Annotated in this window: 21 protein-coding genes; 10 read left to right on the top strand and 11 right to left on the bottom strand. The window is 37.4% G+C overall.

The window, feature by feature from the left end:
* Positions 1-194: 194 nt before the first annotated feature.
* From AC00Y6_RS03715 to AC00Y6_RS03705, 3 genes are all read left to right on the top strand, one after another.
* Positions 195-2039 carry a chloride channel protein gene (locus AC00Y6_RS03715; protein ID WP_474489269.1) on the top strand — a complete coding sequence of 615 codons (1845 nt, stop codon included), beginning with the start codon at positions 195-197 and terminating at the stop codon, positions 2037-2039.
* A 222-nt stretch (positions 2040-2261) separates the two neighbouring features.
* Positions 2262-2459, top strand: coding sequence for a hypervirulence associated TUDOR domain-containing protein (locus AC00Y6_RS03710; protein ID WP_474489268.1), 198 nt, complete (start codon positions 2262-2264; stop codon positions 2457-2459).
* Positions 2460-2512: 53 nt separating this feature from the next.
* Positions 2513-3880 (top strand): aldehyde dehydrogenase, encoded by a 1368-nt coding sequence (locus tag AC00Y6_RS03705; RefSeq protein ID WP_474489267.1) that lies wholly within the window; start codon positions 2513-2515, stop codon positions 3878-3880.
* A gap of 24 nt (positions 3881-3904) precedes the next feature.
* On the opposite strand, the gene AC00Y6_RS03700 is transcribed toward AC00Y6_RS03705, so the two are convergent.
* The 11 genes from AC00Y6_RS03700 to AC00Y6_RS03650 form a co-directional block, all read right to left on the bottom strand.
* Complete coding sequence (locus AC00Y6_RS03700; protein WP_474489266.1) at positions 3905-4765, bottom strand: GLPGLI family protein; 861 nt, start codon at positions 4763-4765, stop codon at positions 3905-3907.
* Between the two features lie 258 nt (positions 4766-5023).
* Positions 5024-5779, bottom strand: a complete 756-nt coding sequence (locus tag AC00Y6_RS03695; protein ID WP_474489265.1) for an SDR family oxidoreductase — start codon at positions 5777-5779, stop codon at positions 5024-5026.
* 193 nt (positions 5780-5972) lie between these two features.
* On the bottom strand, positions 5973-7565 hold the full coding sequence (locus AC00Y6_RS03690; RefSeq protein WP_474489264.1) for an MFS transporter: 1593 nt from the start codon (positions 7563-7565) through the stop codon (positions 5973-5975).
* Between the two features lie 4 nt (positions 7566-7569).
* The gene (locus AC00Y6_RS03685) at positions 7570-8679 is read right to left on the bottom strand and encodes an HlyD family secretion protein (protein WP_474489263.1); all 1110 of its coding nucleotides are present in this window, start codon (positions 8677-8679) and stop codon (positions 7570-7572) included.
* A gap of 20 nt (positions 8680-8699) precedes the next feature.
* Positions 8700-10010, bottom strand: a complete 1311-nt coding sequence (locus AC00Y6_RS03680) for a TolC family protein (RefSeq protein ID WP_474489262.1) — start codon at positions 10008-10010, stop codon at positions 8700-8702.
* Between the two features lie 91 nt (positions 10011-10101).
* Positions 10102-10944, bottom strand: coding sequence for a helix-turn-helix domain-containing protein (locus tag AC00Y6_RS03675; RefSeq protein ID WP_474489261.1), 843 nt, complete (start codon positions 10942-10944; stop codon positions 10102-10104).
* Positions 10945-10993: 49 nt separating this feature from the next.
* On the bottom strand, positions 10994-12745 hold the full coding sequence (locus AC00Y6_RS03670) for a hypothetical protein (protein ID WP_474489260.1): 1752 nt from the start codon (positions 12743-12745) through the stop codon (positions 10994-10996).
* A 320-nt stretch (positions 12746-13065) separates the two neighbouring features.
* Positions 13066-13272 carry a hypothetical protein gene (locus tag AC00Y6_RS03665; protein ID WP_474489259.1) on the bottom strand — a complete coding sequence of 69 codons (207 nt, stop codon included), beginning with the start codon at positions 13270-13272 and terminating at the stop codon, positions 13066-13068.
* 653 nt (positions 13273-13925) lie between these two features.
* Complete coding sequence (locus AC00Y6_RS03660) at positions 13926-14537, bottom strand: Crp/Fnr family transcriptional regulator (RefSeq protein ID WP_474489258.1); 612 nt, start codon at positions 14535-14537, stop codon at positions 13926-13928.
* Between the two features lie 55 nt (positions 14538-14592).
* A complete protein-coding gene (locus AC00Y6_RS03655) occupies positions 14593-15312 on the bottom strand; it encodes an MBL fold metallo-hydrolase (RefSeq protein WP_474489257.1) in 720 nt (239 codons plus the stop codon).
* A gap of 41 nt (positions 15313-15353) precedes the next feature.
* The gene (locus tag AC00Y6_RS03650; protein ID WP_474489256.1) at positions 15354-15941 is read right to left on the bottom strand and encodes an NAD(P)H-dependent oxidoreductase; all 588 of its coding nucleotides are present in this window, start codon (positions 15939-15941) and stop codon (positions 15354-15356) included.
* Between the two features lie 252 nt (positions 15942-16193).
* Here AC00Y6_RS03650 and AC00Y6_RS03645 point away from each other — a divergent pair, with 252 nt between their 5' ends.
* From AC00Y6_RS03645 to AC00Y6_RS03615, 7 genes are all read left to right on the top strand, one after another.
* The gene (locus AC00Y6_RS03645) at positions 16194-17000 is read left to right on the top strand and encodes an SDR family NAD(P)-dependent oxidoreductase (RefSeq protein ID WP_474489255.1); all 807 of its coding nucleotides are present in this window, start codon (positions 16194-16196) and stop codon (positions 16998-17000) included.
* Positions 16990-17898 carry a helix-turn-helix domain-containing protein gene (locus tag AC00Y6_RS03640; protein WP_474489254.1) on the top strand — a complete coding sequence of 303 codons (909 nt, stop codon included), beginning with the start codon at positions 16990-16992 and terminating at the stop codon, positions 17896-17898. The genes AC00Y6_RS03645 and AC00Y6_RS03640 overlap by 11 nt, the downstream gene beginning before the upstream one ends.
* A gap of 336 nt (positions 17899-18234) precedes the next feature.
* Entirely contained in the window at positions 18235-19092 is an 858-nt protein-coding gene (locus AC00Y6_RS03635) for a substrate-binding domain-containing protein (protein ID WP_474489253.1), read from the top strand.
* 2 nt (positions 19093-19094) lie between these two features.
* Entirely contained in the window at positions 19095-19985 is an 891-nt protein-coding gene (gene pstC / locus AC00Y6_RS03630) for a phosphate ABC transporter permease subunit PstC (RefSeq protein ID WP_474489252.1), read from the top strand.
* The gene (gene pstA / locus AC00Y6_RS03625) at positions 19975-20832 is read left to right on the top strand and encodes a phosphate ABC transporter permease PstA (RefSeq protein ID WP_474489251.1); all 858 of its coding nucleotides are present in this window, start codon (positions 19975-19977) and stop codon (positions 20830-20832) included. Before pstC ends, pstA begins: the two co-directional genes overlap by 11 nt.
* On the top strand, positions 20822-21568 hold the full coding sequence (gene pstB, locus AC00Y6_RS03620; RefSeq protein WP_474489250.1) for a phosphate ABC transporter ATP-binding protein PstB: 747 nt from the start codon (positions 20822-20824) through the stop codon (positions 21566-21568). The genes pstA and pstB overlap by 11 nt, the downstream gene beginning before the upstream one ends.
* 23 nt (positions 21569-21591) lie before the next feature.
* On the top strand, positions 21592-22161 hold the full coding sequence (locus AC00Y6_RS03615; RefSeq protein WP_474489249.1) for a hypothetical protein: 570 nt from the start codon (positions 21592-21594) through the stop codon (positions 22159-22161).
* Positions 22162-22209: the final 48 nt, after the last annotated feature.

Genomic DNA, 22209 nt, shown 5'->3' with positions numbered 1-22209 from the left:
TTAATAAAAAGGAAGACCTTATTATGATGTAAGAACGTCTTGCTAATTATAAAAGGGAATGAATCAAGCTCAAATTACATCTTAATTAAGTCAAATATGTATCAAATTATAAACTGGATGGTCATTAATTATTTATTTGGTTTAGCGTTTTCAATCAATTGTTATCGGTATATTTGTGAGATAAATGCCTTCACGTGAATATCGGGAATAAGAGAAAATACCTGAGCTTTTTAAAATTTAAAAGGGACTTTCGCCAATATGGGCTGGAAAAAGCCCGCAGCTACGAATTGGTTTTGCATTGGTTGAAAAACAGGCTTAGCAGAAATCAATTTTTAGTGGTTTCCGGTATTTTGGTTGGTTTCAGTGCTGGTTTGGCAGGTGTTATTCTTAAAACGCTGGTTCATGAAATCCATTACCTGATTACGCATAAAGTTCATTTTGAATATCAGATTTTTTTTTACATTGTTTTTCCTTTTCTAGGCATTGTGCTTACTACCATCACGGTTCTGACATTTTTCAAGGGTCAAGCCAGAAAAGGTATAGCATCCATCTTGTATGAGATTGCACAAAATTCTAGTATTGTCTCGTCGGTAAAAATGTACTCTCAAGTGATACAGAGTGCCATTACTGTTAGTTTGGGTGGGTCTGCAGGTTTGGAAAGCCCCATTGCCGTCACCGGTGCGGCCATAGGATCTAATTATGCTCAAACCTATAAGCTGGATTACAAAGAGCGTACACTTCTATTGGCAGCAGGTGCCAGTGCGGGGATTGCTTCTGCTTTTAACGCGCCAATTGCCGGGATTATGTTTGCGTTTGAGATTTTATTGACCGGCGTTATTTTTACCGATTTTATTCCGCTAGTTGTGGCGGCTGTATGTGGTAGTTTGTTGTCAAAAATTCTTCTGCAAGAAGATGTTCTCTTCCATTTTAATACCCGCGAGGCATTTGATTACAGGAATATCCCTTATTATCTTCTTTTGGGCTTATTGACAGGACTTTACGCCCGTTATTTTGTTTTGATATCTCAGAAAGTGGAACACATCATCAAAAAATTGGAATGGTCACCTATGCGTCGGGCAATTGCAGGTGGTGCTGTACTTTCGGTTTTATGTGTTTTGTTTCCTCCGCTGTTTGGTGAAGGTTACGATACGGTAAAGGCTTTTACCAATGGGCAAACACTTTCTATTATAGACAACAGTCTTTTCCGCTACATAGATGTCAGCAGTTTCAGTGTGGTTTTGTTCTTAATTATGGTTTTGCTTTTAAAAGCTGTGGCCACACCTGTTACAATTTTCAGTGGAGGTAATGGAGGTAATTTTGCGCCTTCGTTGTTTGCAGGTGGTACCATGGGCTTTCTTTTTGCGGTAATCTGCCAATTGGCAGGACTTAAGGATGTGCCGGTCACCAATCTTGTTTTGGTAGGGATGGCGGGTGCGATGAGTGGCATTATCTATGCACCGCTTACGGCGATATTCTTGATCGCAGAATCCAGCTCCGGCTATGATCTATTTGTTCCGCTAATGATTGTTTCGGTGATATCATACCTTATCGCCAGAAGTTTTTCGCCTATTTCGCCTGAACTCAAATCCCTTGCAGCACAGGGTAAAATCTTTACTTTGGAGCATGATAAAAACCTTCTATATTCCCTGCATACCACTGATTATATCGATAAAAATGCGCAAAAGATACACGATGGGGCATCGGTTAATGAATTGGTAGACATGATTAAACATGGCAAAAAGGATGTGTTCGCTGTTGTAGATTCTAATAACCATCTAAAAGGTATCCTAAATCTAAATGATATCCGGCCTTACCTTTTTTCTACAGACAACCAGGAACTGTCCATCGCAGCACTTATGAAATCTCCTGCCGCGATTGTGTATCCCGAAATGAATGTCGCTCAAATATTCGATATTTTTGATGCCACTGGATTACCCGATCTTCCTGTAACTAATCATGAAAATGTATTTGTCGGTTTTATCTCAAAAGCATCTATCCTTGTTGGCTACCGGAGATTATTGCGGATCTACTCTGAGTAAATGCTTGCATTTTGAAGTTAAGATGTCAGTTTGAAGTTGTAGGCTGGTCTCAAATTTGTTTTTGAATTTGACATTTAAAACTGCATACATTTTGTTAATTAACTGATATTTAAATCACTATTGAAGGCAAGCATGCTGTAAATTTCATATAAAAGACTTAATTGCATACTCATTTTTACCAATATCAGGTCAATATTAATCAGTCTAAAAACATTATTAATTATGAAAATAGGAGATCATGTGAAATGGAAATTTCGGTATGGCGAAGCATACGGCATTATCATAAAAATTCACACGCAAGATTTTATATTTATGGGACGGCAGCGTCGCGCCAGCAATGAGGAACCACAATACGAAGTCATGAGTGAAAAGACTGGCAAAACGGCTGTTCATAAATCATCAGCACTTAAAAAGAATTAAATTTACTTGTTATTTTGCCATAGGCTTAAGATGACATTCCAATACCTTTCCATATGACAGATATCGCCCAAATGGTTAAAAACCAACATAGTTATTTCCTAAGCGACGCTACAAAGTCTGTAGATTTTAGGATCTCGCAGCTCGAAAAGTTTCGAAGTGTTCTTAAACTTTATGAAAACGAAATGTTTGAGGCCATTAAGGCAGATTTTTGTAAATCAGAATTTGACACCTACACCAATGAGCTGGCATTGTTGTACATAGATATTAAAGAAGCAATTCGCAAAATAAGACGGTGGACAAAAGTGAAAAGAGTAAGGACTAATTTGATTAATTTCCCTGCTAAAAGTTACATCATCCCAGAACCGCTGGGTGCGTCGCTTATAATTGGTGCTTGGAATTACCCTTACCAATTGTCTTTGGCACCCGTGATTCCCGCCATTGCGGCAGGATGCACTGTGGTCCTGAAACCGAGTGAACTGCCATCCAAAAGCGGCGGCATAATAGCCAAGATGATCAATGAAAACTTTGATCCCCAATATTTCTGCGTTGTAGAGGGAAGTATAGCGGAAACAACGGAACTGTTAGAACAAAAATTTGATAAGATATTTTTCACGGGAAGTGTGCCGGTGGGCAGAATTGTTTATCAGGCGGCAGCAAAGCACCTGACACCCGTGACTCTGGAACTGGGCGGAAAAAGCCCTGCATTTGTCACAGAAAAATGCAATATGAAAATGACAGTTAAAAGACTGGTGTGGGCAAAGTTTCTGAATGCCGGCCAAACCTGTATTGCTCCTGATTATATTTTTGTTCATCATTCCGTAAAACAGGCTTTTTTGGAGGCCTTGGTTTCGGAAATAAAAACAGTTGATTTTAGCTTGGAGGCTGGCGCCTATGTTCAAATTATCAATGATAAAAACTTGGATCGATTGGTGGGGCTTATTCATCCTTCGAAAGTATATTATGGCGGCCATGTTGACATCGCCAACCGTTATATAGAGCCCACAGTGCTTACAAATGTTGAATTGACAGATGCCGTGATGCAGGAGGAGATTTTTGGTCCCATTTTACCTGTAATATCGTATAATAACCTGTCCGAAGCGATTGGCTGGGTCAAATCCAGGCCACGTCCATTGTCGTGCTATGTTTTTACGGATGACCAAAGCATTAAGAATCGCATTCTAAATGAAATTTCTTTTGGTGGTGGTGCAGTTAACGATGCGGTAATGCATATTAGCAATTCGCAGCTGCCTTTTGGAGGTGTAGGTGAGAGTGGTATGGGCTCTTATCATGGTTTTGCCGGCTTCCAAAGTTTTACGCACTATAAAAGTATCCTTGACAAACCTACTTGGCTGGAATTTAGTTTAAAATATTATCCTCATACGGCGGGGAAACTTAGGCTGATAAGGAAATTGCTAGGATAATAAACCTATATTTTATAATAATCTTTATCGGAAGAGTTGGGGTTCTATATAATTATTAAACCGTTTGAAGTATGCGCGGTCTCTTTCTTCTTTTCCCCTAATTAGTTCTTGTTTTGTCATCGGTTTGCCCGTGTTGGAGTTAAACAGCAGTGTCTCCGACATCTCAGAAGAGCTATGCATCAGCTTAATTGTTTTGGCGGGATCATTTTTAAATTCATTCCATAATTGGTTGAATCTTTGCGATGAGACGAGCGTTTTTTGTGTCGTCATTGTCACCGGATATTGCATTGCATCCAGTTTTTTACTACCTACCAATTTAAATATATGCTCACCTTTATCATCTTCAACTGATAATATCAAACCCGGTAAACCACAAAATTTATAAGGGCCATCCTGTATTTGTATTTGATTGGTGAACCAAGCCGTCCAATGCCTTCCTCCAAAATCAGTTACCGCTTTCTGTACATCAAATGCCTGAATTTTATCAGTGTCTGGTAAAATTTTCCAATGCATTATGTTTTGTGATTTTATCGCAAGATTGCTGGCACCTACTGGATAACTGAATATGATCTCGAAGTCAGGGTATTTTTTTGAGATAATAAATTTGGCTTGCGCTCTGGGAGTTTTTCTCATATCAAGCTCAAATGATCCACCACTCCGTATTCCTTTTTCTATCTGATTTTTCAGAATAGAGTCACTTTTAAGATGCAGGCTACTGTAGAATAATGAACCTTTTTTTTCAACATCCAGATTCATCAATTCTTCAATCTTAAAACTGTGGTCCAAAGAATCCGGTTTAAAGGTGTATTCATAAACAAAACGTTGATTTTGTCCCCAGGCAAAATACGTTGAAAGAAGGACTAGCAGTAAGTATAAATTCTTCATTGTTATCAGTCGTTAAATTTTCAGGTCATTAATAATTTTTCTAAAAGTACCAAAAATAAGACATTAAACAGAGATTTATTTACAAAGGGATGTTGCAATTTTTTCACTTAATACTTGTCCATATCCAAACGATTGAATTTTCCATAATCATTTTGATGGAATTTAAAATAAACGGGAAAATTTGAAGTCGTTTGGCTATTTTAATTAAAAAGGCAAATAACAGTGTCATTTGCCTTTTTATATATATAAATTTGTGATTTATCTTGTTGTATAACCGCCATTTGCGAAAATGGTTTGTCCGGTGATCCACCATCCGTCACTTACCAAAAACTCAACTAATGGAGCAATGTCTTTGATGTCGGTTAATCCGCCCAAATCTGATGCCTGTTTGTGATAAGCCACGGCATCATCGCTTTCCTGTCCGTAGAAGAATGGTGTATCCATTGGTCCCGGCGCAACTGCTGTTACGGAGATTCCTCGGGAGCCAAATTCTTTGGAAGCCGCTCTGGTAAAATGTTCTACCGGAGCTTTTGCACCTGCATAGGTAGAGTAGTATCCGGTAAATGCGGCTAATAATGACGTTACAATTGTACATATTTTCCCATTATCATTCAGTTTTTTTCCGGCTTCCTGAATGAAGAAATATGCCACTTTGGAATTGATGTCGCTCATGCTGTCGTATTCTTCTTCCGTTGTTTCAGCAAAAGGTTTTTTCAATACTTTTCCTACCGTGTTGATTGCAATATCAACACCTCCAAACTTATTAATAGTTGCATCAAAAAGTTGGCTAATATTCTTAACATCGGTGAGGTCTGCTTGATAGATAAATGCTTCTCCTCCGGCATTGATAATGTCTGCCAGTGTTTTTTCGGCATCGGATTTCGTACTGTCGCTGTTATAATGAATGGCTACTTTCGCGCCTTTTGCAGCAAAATCCCGGCTTAACAAACCGCCTAAGTTTTTTGCACCACCCGCAATTAAAACTACTTTTCCTTTTAAATCATTTCTTGTCATCTTTTTTAATTTTAATGTTTTACAATTTGATTGCTACAAAAATGCAAAGATGATAGGTATGGTATATGGTGAACTTTTCGGGAATTTATATGAATAGTATTGATCTAAAAAAATGAGTTGTTAGATTATTAATTAAAAAGCAAAGCCCAATCTCATACAAGAAAGGGCTCTGCCAATGAAAAACAAGGTATTTTTAAAGTGCCGATCCAGATGCATCCTGCAGCTCTTGTGCTAGTCTTTTCCTTTCATTTAAACGTTTTCTGGCAATAACGGATTTTCCATTCACGAGTCTGATAAATCGCGGATATCTGAATTTTTCTCTACCAAAATGATGGGCTAATACGTATAGTAAAATGCTGAACCCCACCAATATGATGTAACCGAATAATCGCTTATTGGCAGAGAGGATGGCATTCAGCTGGATGTTTTTCAAATTAGCTGGTAAATTTTGCGAAGTCAAGGTCATACCGTCCAGATATACGGCTAGGTTTCCTAAGCTCTCTATCTGAAACTGATACTGAAACCACGAAAATAAAGCAGAAAATAATGCCACGGCTAGAAATGTTCGCCACACCAGCACAAGGCCAATGGCCGCCAACATATCATCCAGTTCCAGTTTATCCAGAGTGTAGTACCAGATTGCTATAAAAAGGGCACCCATGCCATAGCCTTTCAAAAACAAGGGCAGATACCACAAATCATAACTGAACTCAGGAACCATAGAGAAATACATGATAATGGCATAAGCCAACATGCCTGCAAATCCGGAAAAGATAAACATCTTAATTGCTATTTCTTTCTTAAACCAAAAAACTGCCATAATGCCTGACACCAAAAGCCCGGGAATCATCATAAGGTTGAGTTTGGCATTGGTGAGTTGGTCGTAGCCTAAGACACCTACCGAAAAGATATTCTGTACCGACGTTGTTCCCAAAAACATCCCTAGAAACAGGAGCATCAACAAGCCATTTTGTACATTGCTTTTGGTGAAAATTTTAAATGAGAGGTAAGGTCTCTTAAGTGTAGTTTGCCGAATGCAAAGAACTGCAAAACTGATAAAAGCGGCTATAGATGCATTAATAATCCTGGGTGAATTGAGCCAATCCTGCTGCTTGCCAAATGTAAAAACATAGGCGGAAAGCATAAACGTAGAGACAAACAGGAGGATGCTCAGCCAGTCTATATAGTGCAAAGGGACTTTCATCGCAAAATATTTATTATGCATAAAAATCCAGCAAACTAAAGCCATCACCAAACATTCTATGGATGCAATGATAAAAAATTGCTGCCAGTTGTAGAGGATTGATATTTCTACAGCATAATAAGCTGATATTTGATTCAGTACCAAAACAAAAGTATAGAAAACACTATAGAAAACACCTCTGTGTCCTAACATGACCATAAGTGGAAGAAAAAGCTCTATGGTGATCATCATTTTCAGAAATCCAATTATTAAGGCACTTGCAATGATAATAGCAGGTTCCATAGTCGTTGAATTGATGTAACTTAAGCATCCCAAAAGTACAAGCAGCATCACCACCTTATCCCGAATCCTGAACCTCATCTTGATCCTTAGAACCACTGGCATGCAGGCTCCCATCCCAATTGTGGTGGCATAATTGGCCCACATATAATATTCGGTGAGTTGACCGGTACCACTTACCATAAAGCTGATGTTACCAGTGTAAACGCCACCCAGCGGCATAACAACTACCAGCAGCAAAACAATGAGAAGCAACTGTAGAGGCTTGGGCACCCAGTCATTAAAAAGACCTTTGTTGTACATTTTTTTACTTATTAATTGAGACATTCATATTCATCCCAGCACTCAGTTTATCAATATCTTCTTTTTTATTATTGGATGTAAACTCGATTCTTACAGGGATTCTTTGCTGAACCTTTATAAAATTACCAGTCGAATTATCGGTAGGCACACTAGAATATCGGGAACCTGTAGCTGCTGAGATGGCAGTGACTGTCCCTTCAAATTGTTTACCGCCCAATGCATCGGCCGTCATGATCATTTTTTCGCCAAGTCTTATGTTGGGCATCTGGCTTTCCAAGAAGTTGGCAGTAACCCATTTTTGATTGTTGAGAACAATGGTGCCTATCTGTTGCCCTGGCTGTATCAGTTGCCCTTCGGAGATAATCCTTCGCCCCATGACGCCATCATAAGGTGCAGTGATGATGGTATATGATAAATTGATTTTCGCCATATCCAGAGCTGCTTTTGTCCTTTTGATTTCAGCATCGTTAATCCCTAATTTGCTTTTGACTTCGGTAGTGGAAAGGTTCGCAGATTGTTTTTGGTTTATAAGTGTTTGGTAAACTGATTTTTGCGCATCGTATTCGGTTTTCATTTGGTCGTATTGCTGCCTTGTCACCGCTTCGGAAGCCAATAGGTTTTTGTACCGGTTGAGGTTCTGCTCGGCATTCCAAAGTCTGGCTTTGGCACCGGCAATATTAGATTCCATCACATTTACATTGTTAGAAACGGTATTAACAGAGGAGCTTGTAGCAGATCTCTGTGCCATTGCATTTTGATAAGCAGCTTCTGCCTGTCCAAGCTGGGTTAGGATTTCCCGATTGTCTAGGATCACCAGTGTATCGCCTTTTTTCACATGTTGATGTTCTATGAATTTGATCGCCTTGATGTAGGCCGAAACCCTTGTGTTGACAGGGTTAATAAATTCTTCTACCTGTGCAGATTCTGTATAAGTTTTGTCACCGATATGAAAATATTGACGCACCAGCCAAAAAAGCCCCAAGCCAATCACTGCAAAGACGATGATGTTGGAGAGGGTAGCTCTTATTTTGTTCTTTTTATTTTGTTTTTTCTTTACCACAGCGTTAGGTGTGGCAGGTTTTGTATCTGGAGTAGTTTGTTCCTTGTTTTCCATTATGTTGATTTCAGTTGAGGTTAGAGTGTTCCTGTAGCTTTCAGAAGGTTGTAGTATTGATAGAGGATGTTGATTTCGGCATTGGCAAAGTCAAGTTCAGATTGCAGTTTTTGGTTCTGCGCGTCAATCATCTCAGCCTGCACAGCCAGTTGATTCAGGTATTTGGCTTCTGTAATTTTGTAATTTTCATCGGCCAGGTTTTTAGCATCATTTAGGATCGAGGCCTGCTGTATGGCTTCCTGATATTTGGTATAAGCAGCATTCACAGCCATGTCCAAATTTTGCTGTACCAGGATCATGGCATCATTAGCCTGATTCTTCTGGAGTTCGCCCAGCTTTACTCTTTCTTTGGTTTTATAAAGGTTGTCTATATTGTAACTCAAAGATATCCCGCCCTGCCAGCCACTGGCATACATGTCCAGAACTGGGTTTCTTGTCGTAATAGGCCGTTGGAGAGAATAGCCACCAAAACCCGCTATTGTAGGCATTTTGTCAGTTTTGATGATTTTGATGTTTTTATCAGCGACTTCAATACTCGTTTTTGCAGATTTTATCTGTGGATTGCTTTCATGCGCCAGCGTCAGGTAATAATCCAGCCCAATTCCCGTTTCTCTATTGCCCAAATTTTCAACAGGGATAATCTGTGTATTTTGATCCAGTCCCAAAGCAGTATTTAGGTTATAGTTGAGGATCTTTCTGTTGTTGCTTAGGGTCAGGATGCCTTGATCCAGATTTTTGATATTCAGTTCACCACGGATGACTTCATTACGGGTAATCATTCCCTGTTTGTAAAAATCATTAACGTTTTTCAAACGTTCCAAAGCCAGTTTTTTATTGTTCTGAAAAACCTGCTCCTGATTAATAATTTTATAAATATCGAGATAGTTGGAGATCACCAATAATTTAACGTCCTGCTTGTTTTTCTCCAGATCCAATTCAGAAAGTTGTTCCCTAAGCCCCGCCATCTCTATGGACTTATTTACCAATCCTCCTTTGAAGATGAGTTGTGTCGCCTGTACCGCGTAGGAACTCCCATAGTGCGGCATTGGGATGGTAGTAGAATTAGAAAAATCTTTATCTATGGCTACCACGTTCCCCAAATAGAATTGGCTGGTAGAAGCAGTGATAGAGGGCAGTTTTTGCAGTTTGACAATAGTTGTCTGTTGTTGAGCAATACCTATATTTTGTGCAGAAACCCGCAATTGCTGATGATTGCGTATGGCCAGCTGTGCCACGTCATCCGCTGTCATATGTCTGGTCTCTTGTGAAAATACCAGCGCAGGAAACAACGCTATCATGAGTGATAGTGCCGTTTTTATAGAATTAATCATTATACCTTGTTTTACGAATGCAAAATTAGGTAGATTAAGACTTCAAACAAATGTTTGAATTTTGGAAAAAGATGTTCAAATGTAGTATTTTCTACAAAAACTGTTGGCGGTATTGGCTCGGACTAAGTCCCAAGTTTTTTTTGAAAAAATGGGAAAAGGAGTAGGGATCACTGAAGCCAAGAATGATGGAAATATCAGAGATCGGCATCTTTGACGAATTAAGATAAACCTTGGCTTCATTAATGACAATGGAGGCGATGATGTGGCTGGCTGATCTTCCCGTAACCGATTTTACCACAGCGGAAAGATGTCTGGTTGTAATCGACTGTCGTTCTGCGTAGAACTCAACATTGCGGTTGTTGAGATGGTGGTTGGCCAGATCATTCAGGAAAAGAAAAACAATCTCTTCTTTTCTGGACATTTGGCTCATGGCGCTATTATCCTCCTGGCTGATGATCCCGGCAATCTGATAACAGAATACTGAAAAGAGATGCTCTACAATTTCCTTTTTATAAATCATTTCGGTCTCTGTATCCAAGATGTACTTCAGGAAATTAACACTTTTCCAAACAACCTCAAGATCAGCCTGCGAGAGCGGGACGCCAATGTTCATTTGCTGCCGGAAATAACGGAAGGTGATGAGCCTATTGAACTTTAAAGATAATGTGCTGATATATTCGCGTTTGTATGATACCATTCTCGACTGGAAATCATCGCTTACCGAGATTACTTCATAAACAGTCTGTGGATCGGTTACCATGAAGGTGTTTGCCCGAAGTTCGAGATCATTAAAATGCTGTCGGAGTTTGATAGAACCACTTTTAATAAAAATAAAGGAAGGATTAGCCGGGCGAAAAGGTTTGTCTGCAGAGATCCTTTCAAAGATATTATGTTGCGTAAAAATCTCGACACCAAACTGTTCTAAAGCTGTCATTATTAACTCTTAATTTTTAATAAATTTCTATTTAAAATCTCTATCTATATTAAAATAAACGGATGAAGCTGTCTTTTTGCAAATGGTCTAAAGATAAATTATAATCAGCCTTTTCACTATCTTCTACAATCTCTCCTCCAAAAGCTATTAAAATTTCTCTTAGTGTTATCGGATTATGCCATTGTTGGTATAGAGCTTTGGTTGCAGTAATAGTAATTTCCGAATGTCCAGATACTCTGCATTGTCCGGCGCCAAAATTAAGCAAAACAAAACATTGTCTTTTGTTTTCTGGAAGAAGTATACCTAGAATTGTTTGCTTTTGTACAGCCTGGCATTTGGTTTCCAAAAAAAGCTTGTTGGGGTTCATCATAAAATGATAATCGATTTGGTCACCTTTACCAAGAATTATCTTATACTCACAATTACTTTCTCCCAAATATATATTGGTATTCACCAGCGTAGGTTCATTTAATCCATTGTTGGCATACAAATATTCCACCGCTCCTTCTGGTGCATCTGTAATATCACCGGAGTACATCAAGTTTCCGTTGCCCTGTTTATAATCGGCATTCCAACCCACTTTACCCCCAATGTTGATCCCAGAAATATCTATATCGTGAGCTCTCCAGTGATTTTCCCAATAGACGCCTACGGCGAGATTTTCACCATAAAATTTACTGCCTGTGGGGATATTCCCTACAAACATTTTCTCGGATATCGGCAACGCATATTCTACATCCTTTGGCAGGAAAAAGCTTTTTCCGGCAAGGTTAAATCTATTCTTACAATAACTTATCAAAAAATCATAATTTGCCCGAGCGGCACCAGAAACTTTGTTGGTTTTGATAAATGATTTTCCATTTCTTATTCTGTAAGCAAACGCATATTGCCCGTGTATTCTTGTATGGCAAGCGGAAATGGCTCTAAACAAGGCAAATGGCGTTGCATTATCTAGCCAATGTAAATCTTCTTCCTTATTTAGGATGATGCTCGTTACATAGTTCAGTGGATTGGAAACCAATGGCTGATGATAGATTTTTGAAAGTTTTGAAATTTTGTTAATCGTTTTTGGACATTTTGTTTTGAATGCCAAAAATAAAGGTTTGAAACGGTTGAAAATTTCAGCCAATTTTTCTAATCCAAACTTTTCAAATGCGGCGGCCGGGTTATAATTGGCAACTTTGATAGCGTCAATCACTTCCTTGCTTTTTATCAGAAGAGATTGCCCTGTGGCACGATAGAGAATGTAGCGGAAAAATTCCAAAGTATCATTTGGGATAATCCCGTACATATCGGCAATTTTAACAAGAGCCTCTTTGTTTTTAATATTTTCGTTGCCACTAAATTGATACGAAAGTTCATCTACCAAAACCGATAGGATGTCATTGATGGTTTTTTCTTCCAAGGCAATACCAGATTGCAGCAGATCCAGGCATTTCTGAATCATTATTTCTTTGGGATAGGCTTTTATAACCTTAAAAATAATTTTTGTATCTGGGGTGTTAAGTACTTCGTTTGGGATATAGATTTCATCTTGAAAATCACTTCCGTAAGTGGAAATATAATGTCTAATCTGCTCAATTAAAAGATCGTATCGTGAACTCTCAAAAATAGTTTTCCAAGATTTGTGAAAAGTTTTATTAAGGCCGTAGCCGTCCAATTTTTCATTTTTGTAAAAATTGATGATCTCTTTTTTTGCCCAAAGTGCGCCCGGCTCTATAATGTATCCTTGTTCCGATACAAATGGCTTTTCTGCACTTTCGCGGGCAACCACGGCGTTAAATAATTTTAATGTTTTCATTTTTTGTCTTTTTAAAAAAGTGAGGAGTAAAGTTGACAAATAGGAACTCCCTTTACCTATTAAAAAGAATTCGGCGGGAAGTAAAATACCAAATTATAGGAACTTCCTATGCCGAATATTTTTGTTTCATTTTTGGCGATGTAATGTTTCTACTCATAAATTTATTAACCCAACAAAGTTAGTGTATAAATCATTGGGCTTGATTTTTATTTCTACATCTTGTTTTATCCCTTTTGAGCCTTACTTAAAATAGGGTTTGTTTGCGACTTACAAAGAGAGGATAGAAGTACAATACGCTCACTGAATTATCTTGTTTTGAATTAAAATGAATGAATGTCAGCTAGAACTTCTTTTGGATTTTCATCTTTTACGCCATGCCCAGTATATTCATAAATTTTGTGAGTGATATATTGCGCCTTTGCAAGTGCCATATTTCCCTTTTCAAAATCAACATTCTCCAATAGTTTTTGTGCCTGTAAAAAAATTCCGAAACTAAAAAACAAGGTTAGCAGAAATTGCTTTTTCATTAGTTGGAAATAAAGTGTAATGCTTTATTATTGACCAAATTAGTAATAAATGATGATCTGACCTAAATGTTGTGTTACTGTTACAATATTTCTTGAACGCTTGCAACCCAAATTTGCAGCACTATAAAAATCAATATTAAAACTTACAAAGTCACTTTGTTGGTAATTAAACCTTAGCTTACGACTAAACTCTTCAGACAATGAGATTCTTCAAGTTTTGACATTCTATGAAATATTAATAACATCTTTCCTAGCTAAGAAAGAAAACTAGCAAAGAATGAAGGTATTACTTATCTTAATTTTTAGAGCTATCCTGATATAGCTGGTTTGATAATGATAATTTATAAGATTAGTTGATATTTGAAAGAAGAAATGATAGTATCTTTTTAATTCTTCGCTTTCACTAAATAAAAATGTTAAAATTAATATTCTGATCATCCATTTTTTGTTTGTTACATTGGAACAGTAAGTTATTAATTTGTGCAGAGTATTAATAATAAAATTTGTGCAGTAAGATTCAAACATACAGAACATGAATTACTCCCTGCATGAATGATTTGACTTATTATTTTAAATCTTACTTTCGAAAACGCAAAATTATATAAGTTTGTTTTTTTTGGAATAAAAAGATTACTATCTGAAGAACTGACAATTTATTTATTTTTACTTCGTATTCTAGTCAAGGTTTGCCTTTCCATTCCCAGATAACTACTTAAATGGGTAACTGAAACTCGCTTTAACAAGTCGGGATATACCTTTATAAAATTTGAGTACCGTTGTTCAGCAGTTTCAAATAAAAAACTTTCTACACGCATATGGTGATTCTGACAAATTTTTTCTGCGATAATACGCCCGAAACGCTCAAAATTATGTGAAAAATCATAAGCATCAAGTATTGAGGTATATGGTATATTTACCAATATGGTGTCCTCCAAACATTCATACGTAAACCGGCTTGGCGTGTTGTTTAGCAAGGATGAATAATGAGAGACAAAAGTTTCTTCGGGCATTAATTGCTGCGTAACTTCTCGATCATTTTTATCGTTATAAAATGACCTGATAAGCCCCTTTGTAACAAAACCAATATTGTCTTTCATTTGACCTAATTCTATAAAATGATCTTTCTTTTTTAATCTGCAGATAGATAATCCGACACTATGTACATCAAGCTCCTCGTCTGTTATCCGGGGACAAAGACTTTTAATAAAGTTGAGATACTTCTTGATTTCAAAGGTATTATGATCTATTTCTTTTTCATTTCTCATTTAAAGGCAAAGCTAATTTAAATTTAATGACAGACCGCAAAGATCAAAAGTTTTGTTAAGTTAAATATAGATCAGATTTAAGAAAATTTCTTTTAAGTTTTTGATTTGCTTTGCTCATAATTGCTGGTCCGTGCCCGAATACTGCAATGTCAAATGGCAGCGCAGCAGCTTTTAAAATGGATTTTAGTGTCAGTTCTTTGTCTTCATACAAAATACTATTCCCTAAACCCATCGTATTCGCACAGATATCAGCAGCTATCAAAACACTATCCTTGTGCATTAGAAAGCATAGATGACCTGCAGAATGACCAGGTGTATGTATAACTTCAATATCAGGTGCCATTGGTAGTCTGTCACCCTCTTTTAAAACAAAGTCGACATTAAAGGGCTCATATGCTACGCCGTAGGGCTTAATGAAAATCTGATTAAGAAGGTAAGGAATAACTCCAGCCGATACCTTAGTTCCCTTATGCTCTGCATGTCCGCCAGTTATCAGGTCAAGATCGCCATGGTGGGCATAGACTTTAGCACCTGTACGTTTTACTATCTCGGCCCCACTGCCTGCGTGATCCCCGTGACCGTGGGTTAGTACAAGATGCTTAATATTGAGAGGATCTAAATTGGCCATTCTAACTGCGGAAAAAATCTCATCAGCCTGATTTGGCCATCCCGAATCCACTAATATTAAACCATCATCAGATGTAATAAGGTAGGCATTAATATTGCCCATTTTTAACTGCCACAATCGAGGCGTTATTTGTATAGCTTTTGACATTATTTTCGTTTAATAATATAAAATTTTAAAAAATAGAGTTACTAAATCCCTTTGAGTCCAAGGTGTTTTACTTTTTTTAGCCATTTGATACGATCATTTTCGCTTGATGTTCTCATGGAACCAAACGTTGTAAAACGTACTGGGCTGATACCGACAAACTCAAAAATCAGCTGGCGCAACATTCTGTATTGTGCTCTTCTAAAGCCGAGGTTAAACCACAATTTGGGAGTATCCATCGTTACCAGTAAACGTACACTTTTTCCTTTGAGAAGTTTCTCTTGAAATGCTTTCCCCTTATGATATTTGTATGCGAAACCTGGTAAAAATACCCGGTCGATAAAACCTTTGGTAAGTGCTGGCAGTGAACCCCACCAAGTGGGATAGGCTAAGACTATATGGTCTGCCCAGGCAATCAATTCTTGTGATTTTTTTAAATCATCCTCCAGATTCATGCCCTCTCTATTTTTATATCCTTCCGATAAATTAGGATTAAAATCTAGCTGGGATATAACTATATGCTGGCAGGTTGCCCCTCGGGATACCGCCCCAAGACGGTATGATTCTAATAAGGCGTTGGAAAATGAGGCGGAAGAAGGATGTCCTGAAATTAGTAATATTTTGTCCGTCATTAATTATGCTTTATGGAATCAAAAATAATATTAAGATTTCTTTAAAGCGTGACACATATGTGTCGAAATTATTGCATTAATCATTTTTGGAATAAATGTGTCACAACAGTCATTGTGGAATTTATTATTGTTGTAATTTCCAGAATATGAAAAATGCAAATCTATTTTCCGAAATATGAATACGAGAAACCGATTTTTGAACACTTTATAATTTATTGATCGCAATAACTTTGTGAAAAATAATAGGAAACAATGAAGGTATCATTAATAACCGGTGCATCGAATGGAATTGGCGAGGCTTTCGCAAAACGATTGGCACTAGAAAAACACAATTTATTGTTAATAGCAAGAACAGAAAGCAAATTAAAATTGCTCTGTGAAAATTTAAGCAATAAGTATAATATTATGGCACAGTATATTGCTATTGATTTGACAAACAGGGATTGCAGTAAAATAATTTTAGAGGAAGTGCAAAAAAGGAATCTGGAGGTAAATTTTTTGATCAACAATGCTGGAATAGGATCTGGGGGAGACTTCCTGGAATATAGTATAGCCGACTATCAAAATATGATGAACTTAAATATGAATGCGATGGTTGCCCTTACTTACTCTTTTTTGCCACAAATGAGAGAAAAAAGAAATGGCACAATCATCAATGTTGGATCAATGGCAGGTTTTGGAAGTATCCCATATATGAATGTATACGCCGCAACAAAAGGATTTGTAAAGTATTTCACAGAAGCACTTTGGGAAGAGAACAGACCATATAAAATTCAAACAATGTTATTATGCCCTGGTGCTACTGAAACAGGCTTTTTTGATGCGGCAAAAATTGGCAATGACAGAAAAAATAGCTTTTCCACAAAAAAGTTGGAAACGCCTGAGCAGGTAGTTGAAACAGCAATGGAAGGATTAAAACAACATAAAATAATTGCGATAAGCGGCTTAAAAAATAAAATTACACGTCGATTAACTTCTCTTATTCCAACCAAATATATTTTAAAAATGTGGGGCAATATGATGAGAAAAAATTTAAGAATAGAAGTAGATGGACAATAAAGAGTATCTAAATATCAACAGCGTTCAAGCATATTACGACATTTGCAACTTAGGTAGTCCTAAACATCCTATGTTAGGTATCTATTCGTTTGAGGATTTGTCAAAAGTTGAAGTTACAGATGATGTCAATTTAACACTCGGACTTTACACAATCACGATAAAATATGATTGCAATTGCAAGTTACTATATGGACAGACAAGCTACGATTTTGATGAAGGCGTTATGGGATTTACAGCCCCTAACCAAATGCTGGTTTTGAGCAAAAACTTTCAAACGCCAAGAAAAGGCTGGTGCTTAATATTTCACCCAGATTTTATATTAGGGTATGAGCTATTTTCAAAAATACAGAATTATAATTTTTTCGATTATTCCGTAAATGAAGCTTTAATCTTATCTAAAGATGAGGAGCAAGATATAGAAGAGTTATTTCGAAAAATAAAGCAAGAAGAAAGCCGTCCGATAGACAATTTTAGCCAAGATGTATTAATTGCTCAAATAGATTTATTGCTTACACTAAGTAACCGTTTTTATAATCGCCAATTTACTACACGAAAACCCATAAACAATCATTTGTTTTTGAAGTTTCAAAAGCTTTTGGACGATTACTATTGCGAACAACAATTGGATAGTTTGCCCTCAGTACATTATTTTGCAGATCAACTGTGCATCTCCAATAAATATTTGAGTGATGTTCTAAAAAATTTAACAGGACAGACTACCCAGCAGCATATACATAATAAAGTGCTTAAAATAGCGAAAGAAAAACTAGTATCTTCAAATTTATCTGTTAGTGAAGTTGCTTATCAATTGGGCTTTGAATATCCTCAATCCTTCAGTAAATTTTTCAAGTCTAAAACACATTTATCACCCTTGGATTTCAAGAAATTTTTTAATTGATGGGGACTGACTTCTAGTCGCAATTTGTTTTCTTGAGCGTAGAAGGCATATCTTAAAAACATTAAATGTTAGAAGAAAAGATCCAAAAATTACTATTAAATATTTCTAACCTCCGAAAAGAATCAACAACATAAATCCGTTTTCTATACAAAAATTTTTGACTATATGACAAGCTATTAGATTGATTGATGGGCATTACAGGTACGATAATGATGAATGCGGCTCGCGCTCTACAATACAGTTGTAATAATTGCAATTAGGATAAATATTTTGATTAATGAAAATTTAATATTCCGTCAATGATCAGTTTGCCTTAGAGTTCTAAATTTGCCAGAGATGGTTAAGTTATTCAATACAAGATTTTCTGGTCTGCTGATGCCATTGCTTTTTGTTGTGCAATCCTGCAATCGCGCGGATCATACAATAAAAATTAAAGGATCTGACACCGAGGTAAATCTGGCAATTAATTTGGCAGAGCAATTTGATAAAGTCAATCCAGAGCTAAGTATTGCAATTTCCGGTGGTGGTTCTGGGTTGGGTATTACCTCTTTGATGAATGGCCAAGCTGATATCGCCAATTCATCTAGACCACTTACAGATGATGAAATTGCCATGTTCAAGAAAAAAAATATTATTCTAAAAACCGTCATTTTTGCAGAAGACGCGACCGCTTTTGTAGTGCACAAGGATAATCCAATTAGCGAAATTGATGCCCCAACTTTAGCGAAAATTATGAGTGGTAAAACCGAGAGTTGGTCCTCGGTATCCAGCCTTAATATGCCTATCAATATTTATGGTAGGCAAAGTAGTTCTGGAACCTATTCTTTTATCAAAAACAAACTAAAGATTGAGTACAGCCCCAAAGCAAAAGAAATGACCGGTAATGCACAAATCCTAGAAGGGATTAAGATTGACAAGTCTGGCATTGGTTATGTGGGGGCGGGTTATATATCAAAAAATCTACACGATAATCAAGGGGTTAAGGTTCTTTCTATTAAGGAAACAACTTCCTCGGCCTCTATTTCACCATTGGATATAAAGGCAATTAAAAGTAACAAATATTTCTTTCAGCGACCTCTTTATCAGTTTATTCCAGCCACCTCTTGGGATAAGGTTCGGCCATTTATCGATTATGAAACCAAAGGCGCCGGCAGACACATTATAGAAAAATCTGGTTATTATCTAATTAACTGATTATGCAGTATAAACAAAGAATCTGGATAGATAATTCGGTAAAGATTATTTTTAAAAGCACAGGATTATTGGTTCTCGCACTGTTAGCAGGCATATTCTTTATGCTGATGTACAACGCGGTATCGTTCTTTACCAAAATTTCTCCACTTGACTTTATCACCGGCAGTGAATGGAATCCTACAGCCGCCAAACCCGAATATGGTTTGTTGCCATTAATTATGAGCACCACTCTTGTTTCTTTCGGTGCTATGGTTATTGCAGTTCCTTTAGGGATCGGTACTGCCGCATTTATATCAGAATATGCTGGTTCCAAACTTAAGACCTTTTTAAAACCGGCTATAGAAATGCTGGCTGCAGTACCTTCTGTAGTGATTGGATTTCTGGGAATTGTGCTTGTTGGTCCTCAGATTGCCAAGATGAGCAACCTTCCTAATGGGCTTAATGCCCTTAACGGCGCGATATTGTTAGCCATTATGGCATTACCAACTATTATTACCATTTCGGAAGATGCCATCCATTCTGTACCCCAAACCTACAGGGAGGCTAGTTACGGTCTTGGAGCATCCAGATGGCAAACTCTCCGCAAGGTAACCATACCGGCTGCCGCTCCAGGTATTATTGCTGCAGTGATGCTGGGTCTTGGTAGAGCCGTTGGAGAAACAATGACTGTACTGATGGCCACCGGCAATGCCGCTGTTTTTCCAAAAGGATTTTTTGATTCTGTTAAAACAATTACGGCGACTATTGCTATAGAAATGGGAGAGGTGCCTTACCAAACCACGCATTACTATGCCTTGTTTGCCATCGCTGTAGTTTTATTTTTTATGACACTTGTTGCAAACTTGATTGGGGAATATTTTATCAACCGATTTAGAAAATACCATGCAGTTTAGATTAAAAAAAATTTCTCCAGTTATAGAATGGGGGACGCTTCTCTTTTGTACGGGAATGGTTTGTCTTTTTCTCGTAGTCATATTAGCAGATATAATAACGAAAGGAATGCCTGTGTTGTCTTGGGATTTTATTATTAAAGCTCCAACCGATGGGATGACAAAAGGTGGTATTCTAACGCCCATCATAGGAACTGTATTTCTGACTATTATCACAGCTCTTTTCTCAATTCCTTTTGGGATTTGTTGTGCTATTTATCTTAACGAATACGCCAGCAATAGTTTACTAACAAGAATTATAAGAGCCTCGATTCGTAATTTGTCTGGTGTGCCATCCATCATTTATGGGCTTTTTGGGCTAGCACTTTTTGTACAGACTTTACATCTGGGAACATCGGTTTTGGCTGCGGGTTTTACATTAGGTCTTTTGTCATTACCTTATATCATTACCACAACAGAAGAAGCTCTTTTGCGCGTTCCGGCCAGCATGCGCGAAGCTGCATTGGGTGTGGGTGCTACCAAATTTGAGTCTATCAGAGATGTGGTTTTGCCAGCATCTATGCCAGGGATATTAACCGGCGTAGTATTAACGCTTTCCCGGGCTGCAGGAGAAACAGCGCCCATACTTTTTACCGGTGCCGCATTTTATATTACCAATGCCTTATCAAGCCCAGGACAGGAGTTCATGGCTTTACCATACCATTTGTACATGTTGTCTACCCAACATCAGTCCATAGAGGAGGTGCGACCTATTGCTTATGGCACGGCACTCGTCCTCATTATTGTTGTGTTTCTGATGAATCTTACAGCGTTCTACATAAGGTATAAATACAGACAAGATGAAAAATAAATTAACCGCTGAAAACCTTAATCTATCTTTTGGTAACAAGCAGATTCTTAAAAATATCAATGTAGGATTTCCTGAGAAAGAGGTGACTGCACTTATCGGTCCTTCGGGATGCGGGAAAAGTACTTTGTTGAGGTGTTTTAATAGGATGCATGATCTCTATCCAGATGCGCACATCACTGGTAAAGTAATGCTGGATGATCAGGATCTTTATGCAAAAACAGCAGAGGTTACCAACATCCGTCGGCGCGTTGGGATGGTTTTTCAAAAAGCCAATCCTTTTCCCAAAAGTATTTATGACAATATTGCATACGGGCTCAAGATCAATAATCTGCCTGTGAATCATGATGTTGTACAAAAAGCGCTTGAAGAAGCCTACCTTTGGGATGAAGTAAAGGATGATCTTAAAAAACCGGCAACAAGGTTATCAGGAGGGCAGCAACAGCGTCTCTGCATTGCCCGTACAGTGGCTCTGAGGCCGGAAGTGATTTTGATGGATGAGCCCTGTTCTGCATTAGATCCTATCAGTACTCTAAAAATTGAGGATCTTATCAAAAAACTTAAAAGTCAATACACGATTATCATTGTAACTCATAATATGCAGCAGGCTCAGCGTATTGCAGACCGCACGGTTTTTATGTACCTGGGAGAAAAAATGGAGGAAGGCACTACAGAAGATATTTTTAACCATCCGAAAAACGAAACTACCCGGAATTATATTCACGGTTATTTTGGATAACGAAAAATTTTGATTCCTAAAAAATGAAGTTAAAATTTGTGGCTGGCAAATTAGCATTGATAACAGCCATTGGATCATTCATTGTAGGAACAATGTTGCTTGTAATATATTATTTTACAATGTCTGTTTGGGTAGTGTTTTGCAGTTATTATTTCGTAGCAATACTTTTCATCATCAATGTTGTCGTTTTAATTATTCTTTTGATTAATTATTGGGTAAAAAAAATAAACGGAAAAACCCTTTTAAAATCAATTGGATTTCTATTACTTAACATTCCTGTTGGAGTCCTTTACTTCTATGTATTTTCTAATTTGCTTAATACAGTTCGGCTCACATTAGAAAATAAAACCAATTTTACAATAACCAACGTCGGTATCCATGGCTGCTCCGAAAAAATGATACATGATTTAAAACCAGGAGAGCATCAGACTGTTTGGGTTAATATTCCTGCGGATTGCAGTATCACTACCACTTATATAATAAATGGAGAAAAGAAAACCGAAGAGATTGTTGGCTATCTTACCCCGATGCAGGGCCAGAAAGTTACTTTTCTGCTTGGTAATAATCATAAGCCTTTTATTGGCAGCTCTTAGTTAACCGCACTTAGTTTCTGGATTTATAAAAATGCATCACAATTATTT

Source organism: Epilithonimonas sp., assembly GCF_056329745.1.
Note: the sequence above shows the minus strand (reverse complement) of the source record. Positions and strands in the feature narration are given on the sequence as shown.

Bases quoted from the DNA above. Each gene is read 5' to 3' on its own strand.
- AC00Y6_RS03670 (WP_474489260.1), bottom strand. From the start codon at position 12,745: ATGAAAACATTAAAATTATTTAACGCCGTGGTTGCCCGCGAAAGTGCA.
- AC00Y6_RS03655 (WP_474489257.1), bottom strand. From the start codon at position 15,312: ATGTCAAAAGCTATACAAATAACGCCTCGATTGTGGCAGTTAAAAATG.
- AC00Y6_RS03690 (WP_474489264.1), bottom strand. From the start codon at position 7,565: ATGTACAACAAAGGTCTTTTTAATGACTGGGTGCCCAAGCCTCTACAG.
- AC00Y6_RS03660 (WP_474489258.1), bottom strand. From the start codon at position 14,537: ATGAGAAATGAAAAAGAAATAGATCATAATACCTTTGAAATCAAGAAG.
- AC00Y6_RS03665 (WP_474489259.1), bottom strand. From the start codon at position 13,272: ATGAAAAAGCAATTTCTGCTAACCTTGTTTTTTAGTTTCGGAATTTTT.
- AC00Y6_RS03680 (WP_474489262.1), bottom strand. From the start codon at position 10,010: ATGATTAATTCTATAAAAACGGCACTATCACTCATGATAGCGTTGTTT.
- AC00Y6_RS03705 (WP_474489267.1), top strand. From the start codon at position 2,513: ATGACAGATATCGCCCAAATGGTTAAAAACCAACATAGTTATTTCCTA.
- pstB (WP_474489250.1), top strand. From the start codon at position 20,822: ATGAAAAATAAATTAACCGCTGAAAACCTTAATCTATCTTTTGGTAAC.
- AC00Y6_RS03675 (WP_474489261.1), bottom strand. From the start codon at position 10,944: ATGACAGCTTTAGAACAGTTTGGTGTCGAGATTTTTACGCAACATAAT.
- AC00Y6_RS03710 (WP_474489268.1), top strand. From the start codon at position 2,262: ATGAAAATAGGAGATCATGTGAAATGGAAATTTCGGTATGGCGAAGCA.
- pstA (WP_474489251.1), top strand. From the start codon at position 19,975: ATGCAGTTTAGATTAAAAAAAATTTCTCCAGTTATAGAATGGGGGACG.
- AC00Y6_RS03700 (WP_474489266.1), bottom strand. From the start codon at position 4,765: ATGAAGAATTTATACTTACTGCTAGTCCTTCTTTCAACGTATTTTGCC.
- AC00Y6_RS03615 (WP_474489249.1), top strand. From the start codon at position 21,592: ATGAAGTTAAAATTTGTGGCTGGCAAATTAGCATTGATAACAGCCATT.
- AC00Y6_RS03645 (WP_474489255.1), top strand. From the start codon at position 16,194: ATGAAGGTATCATTAATAACCGGTGCATCGAATGGAATTGGCGAGGCT.
- pstC (WP_474489252.1), top strand. From the start codon at position 19,095: ATGCAGTATAAACAAAGAATCTGGATAGATAATTCGGTAAAGATTATT.
- AC00Y6_RS03640 (WP_474489254.1), top strand. From the start codon at position 16,990: ATGGACAATAAAGAGTATCTAAATATCAACAGCGTTCAAGCATATTAC.
- AC00Y6_RS03635 (WP_474489253.1), top strand. From the start codon at position 18,235: ATGGTTAAGTTATTCAATACAAGATTTTCTGGTCTGCTGATGCCATTG.
- AC00Y6_RS03695 (WP_474489265.1), bottom strand. From the start codon at position 5,779: ATGACAAGAAATGATTTAAAAGGAAAAGTAGTTTTAATTGCGGGTGGT.
- AC00Y6_RS03685 (WP_474489263.1), bottom strand. From the start codon at position 8,679: ATGGAAAACAAGGAACAAACTACTCCAGATACAAAACCTGCCACACCT.
- AC00Y6_RS03650 (WP_474489256.1), bottom strand. From the start codon at position 15,941: ATGACGGACAAAATATTACTAATTTCAGGACATCCTTCTTCCGCCTCA.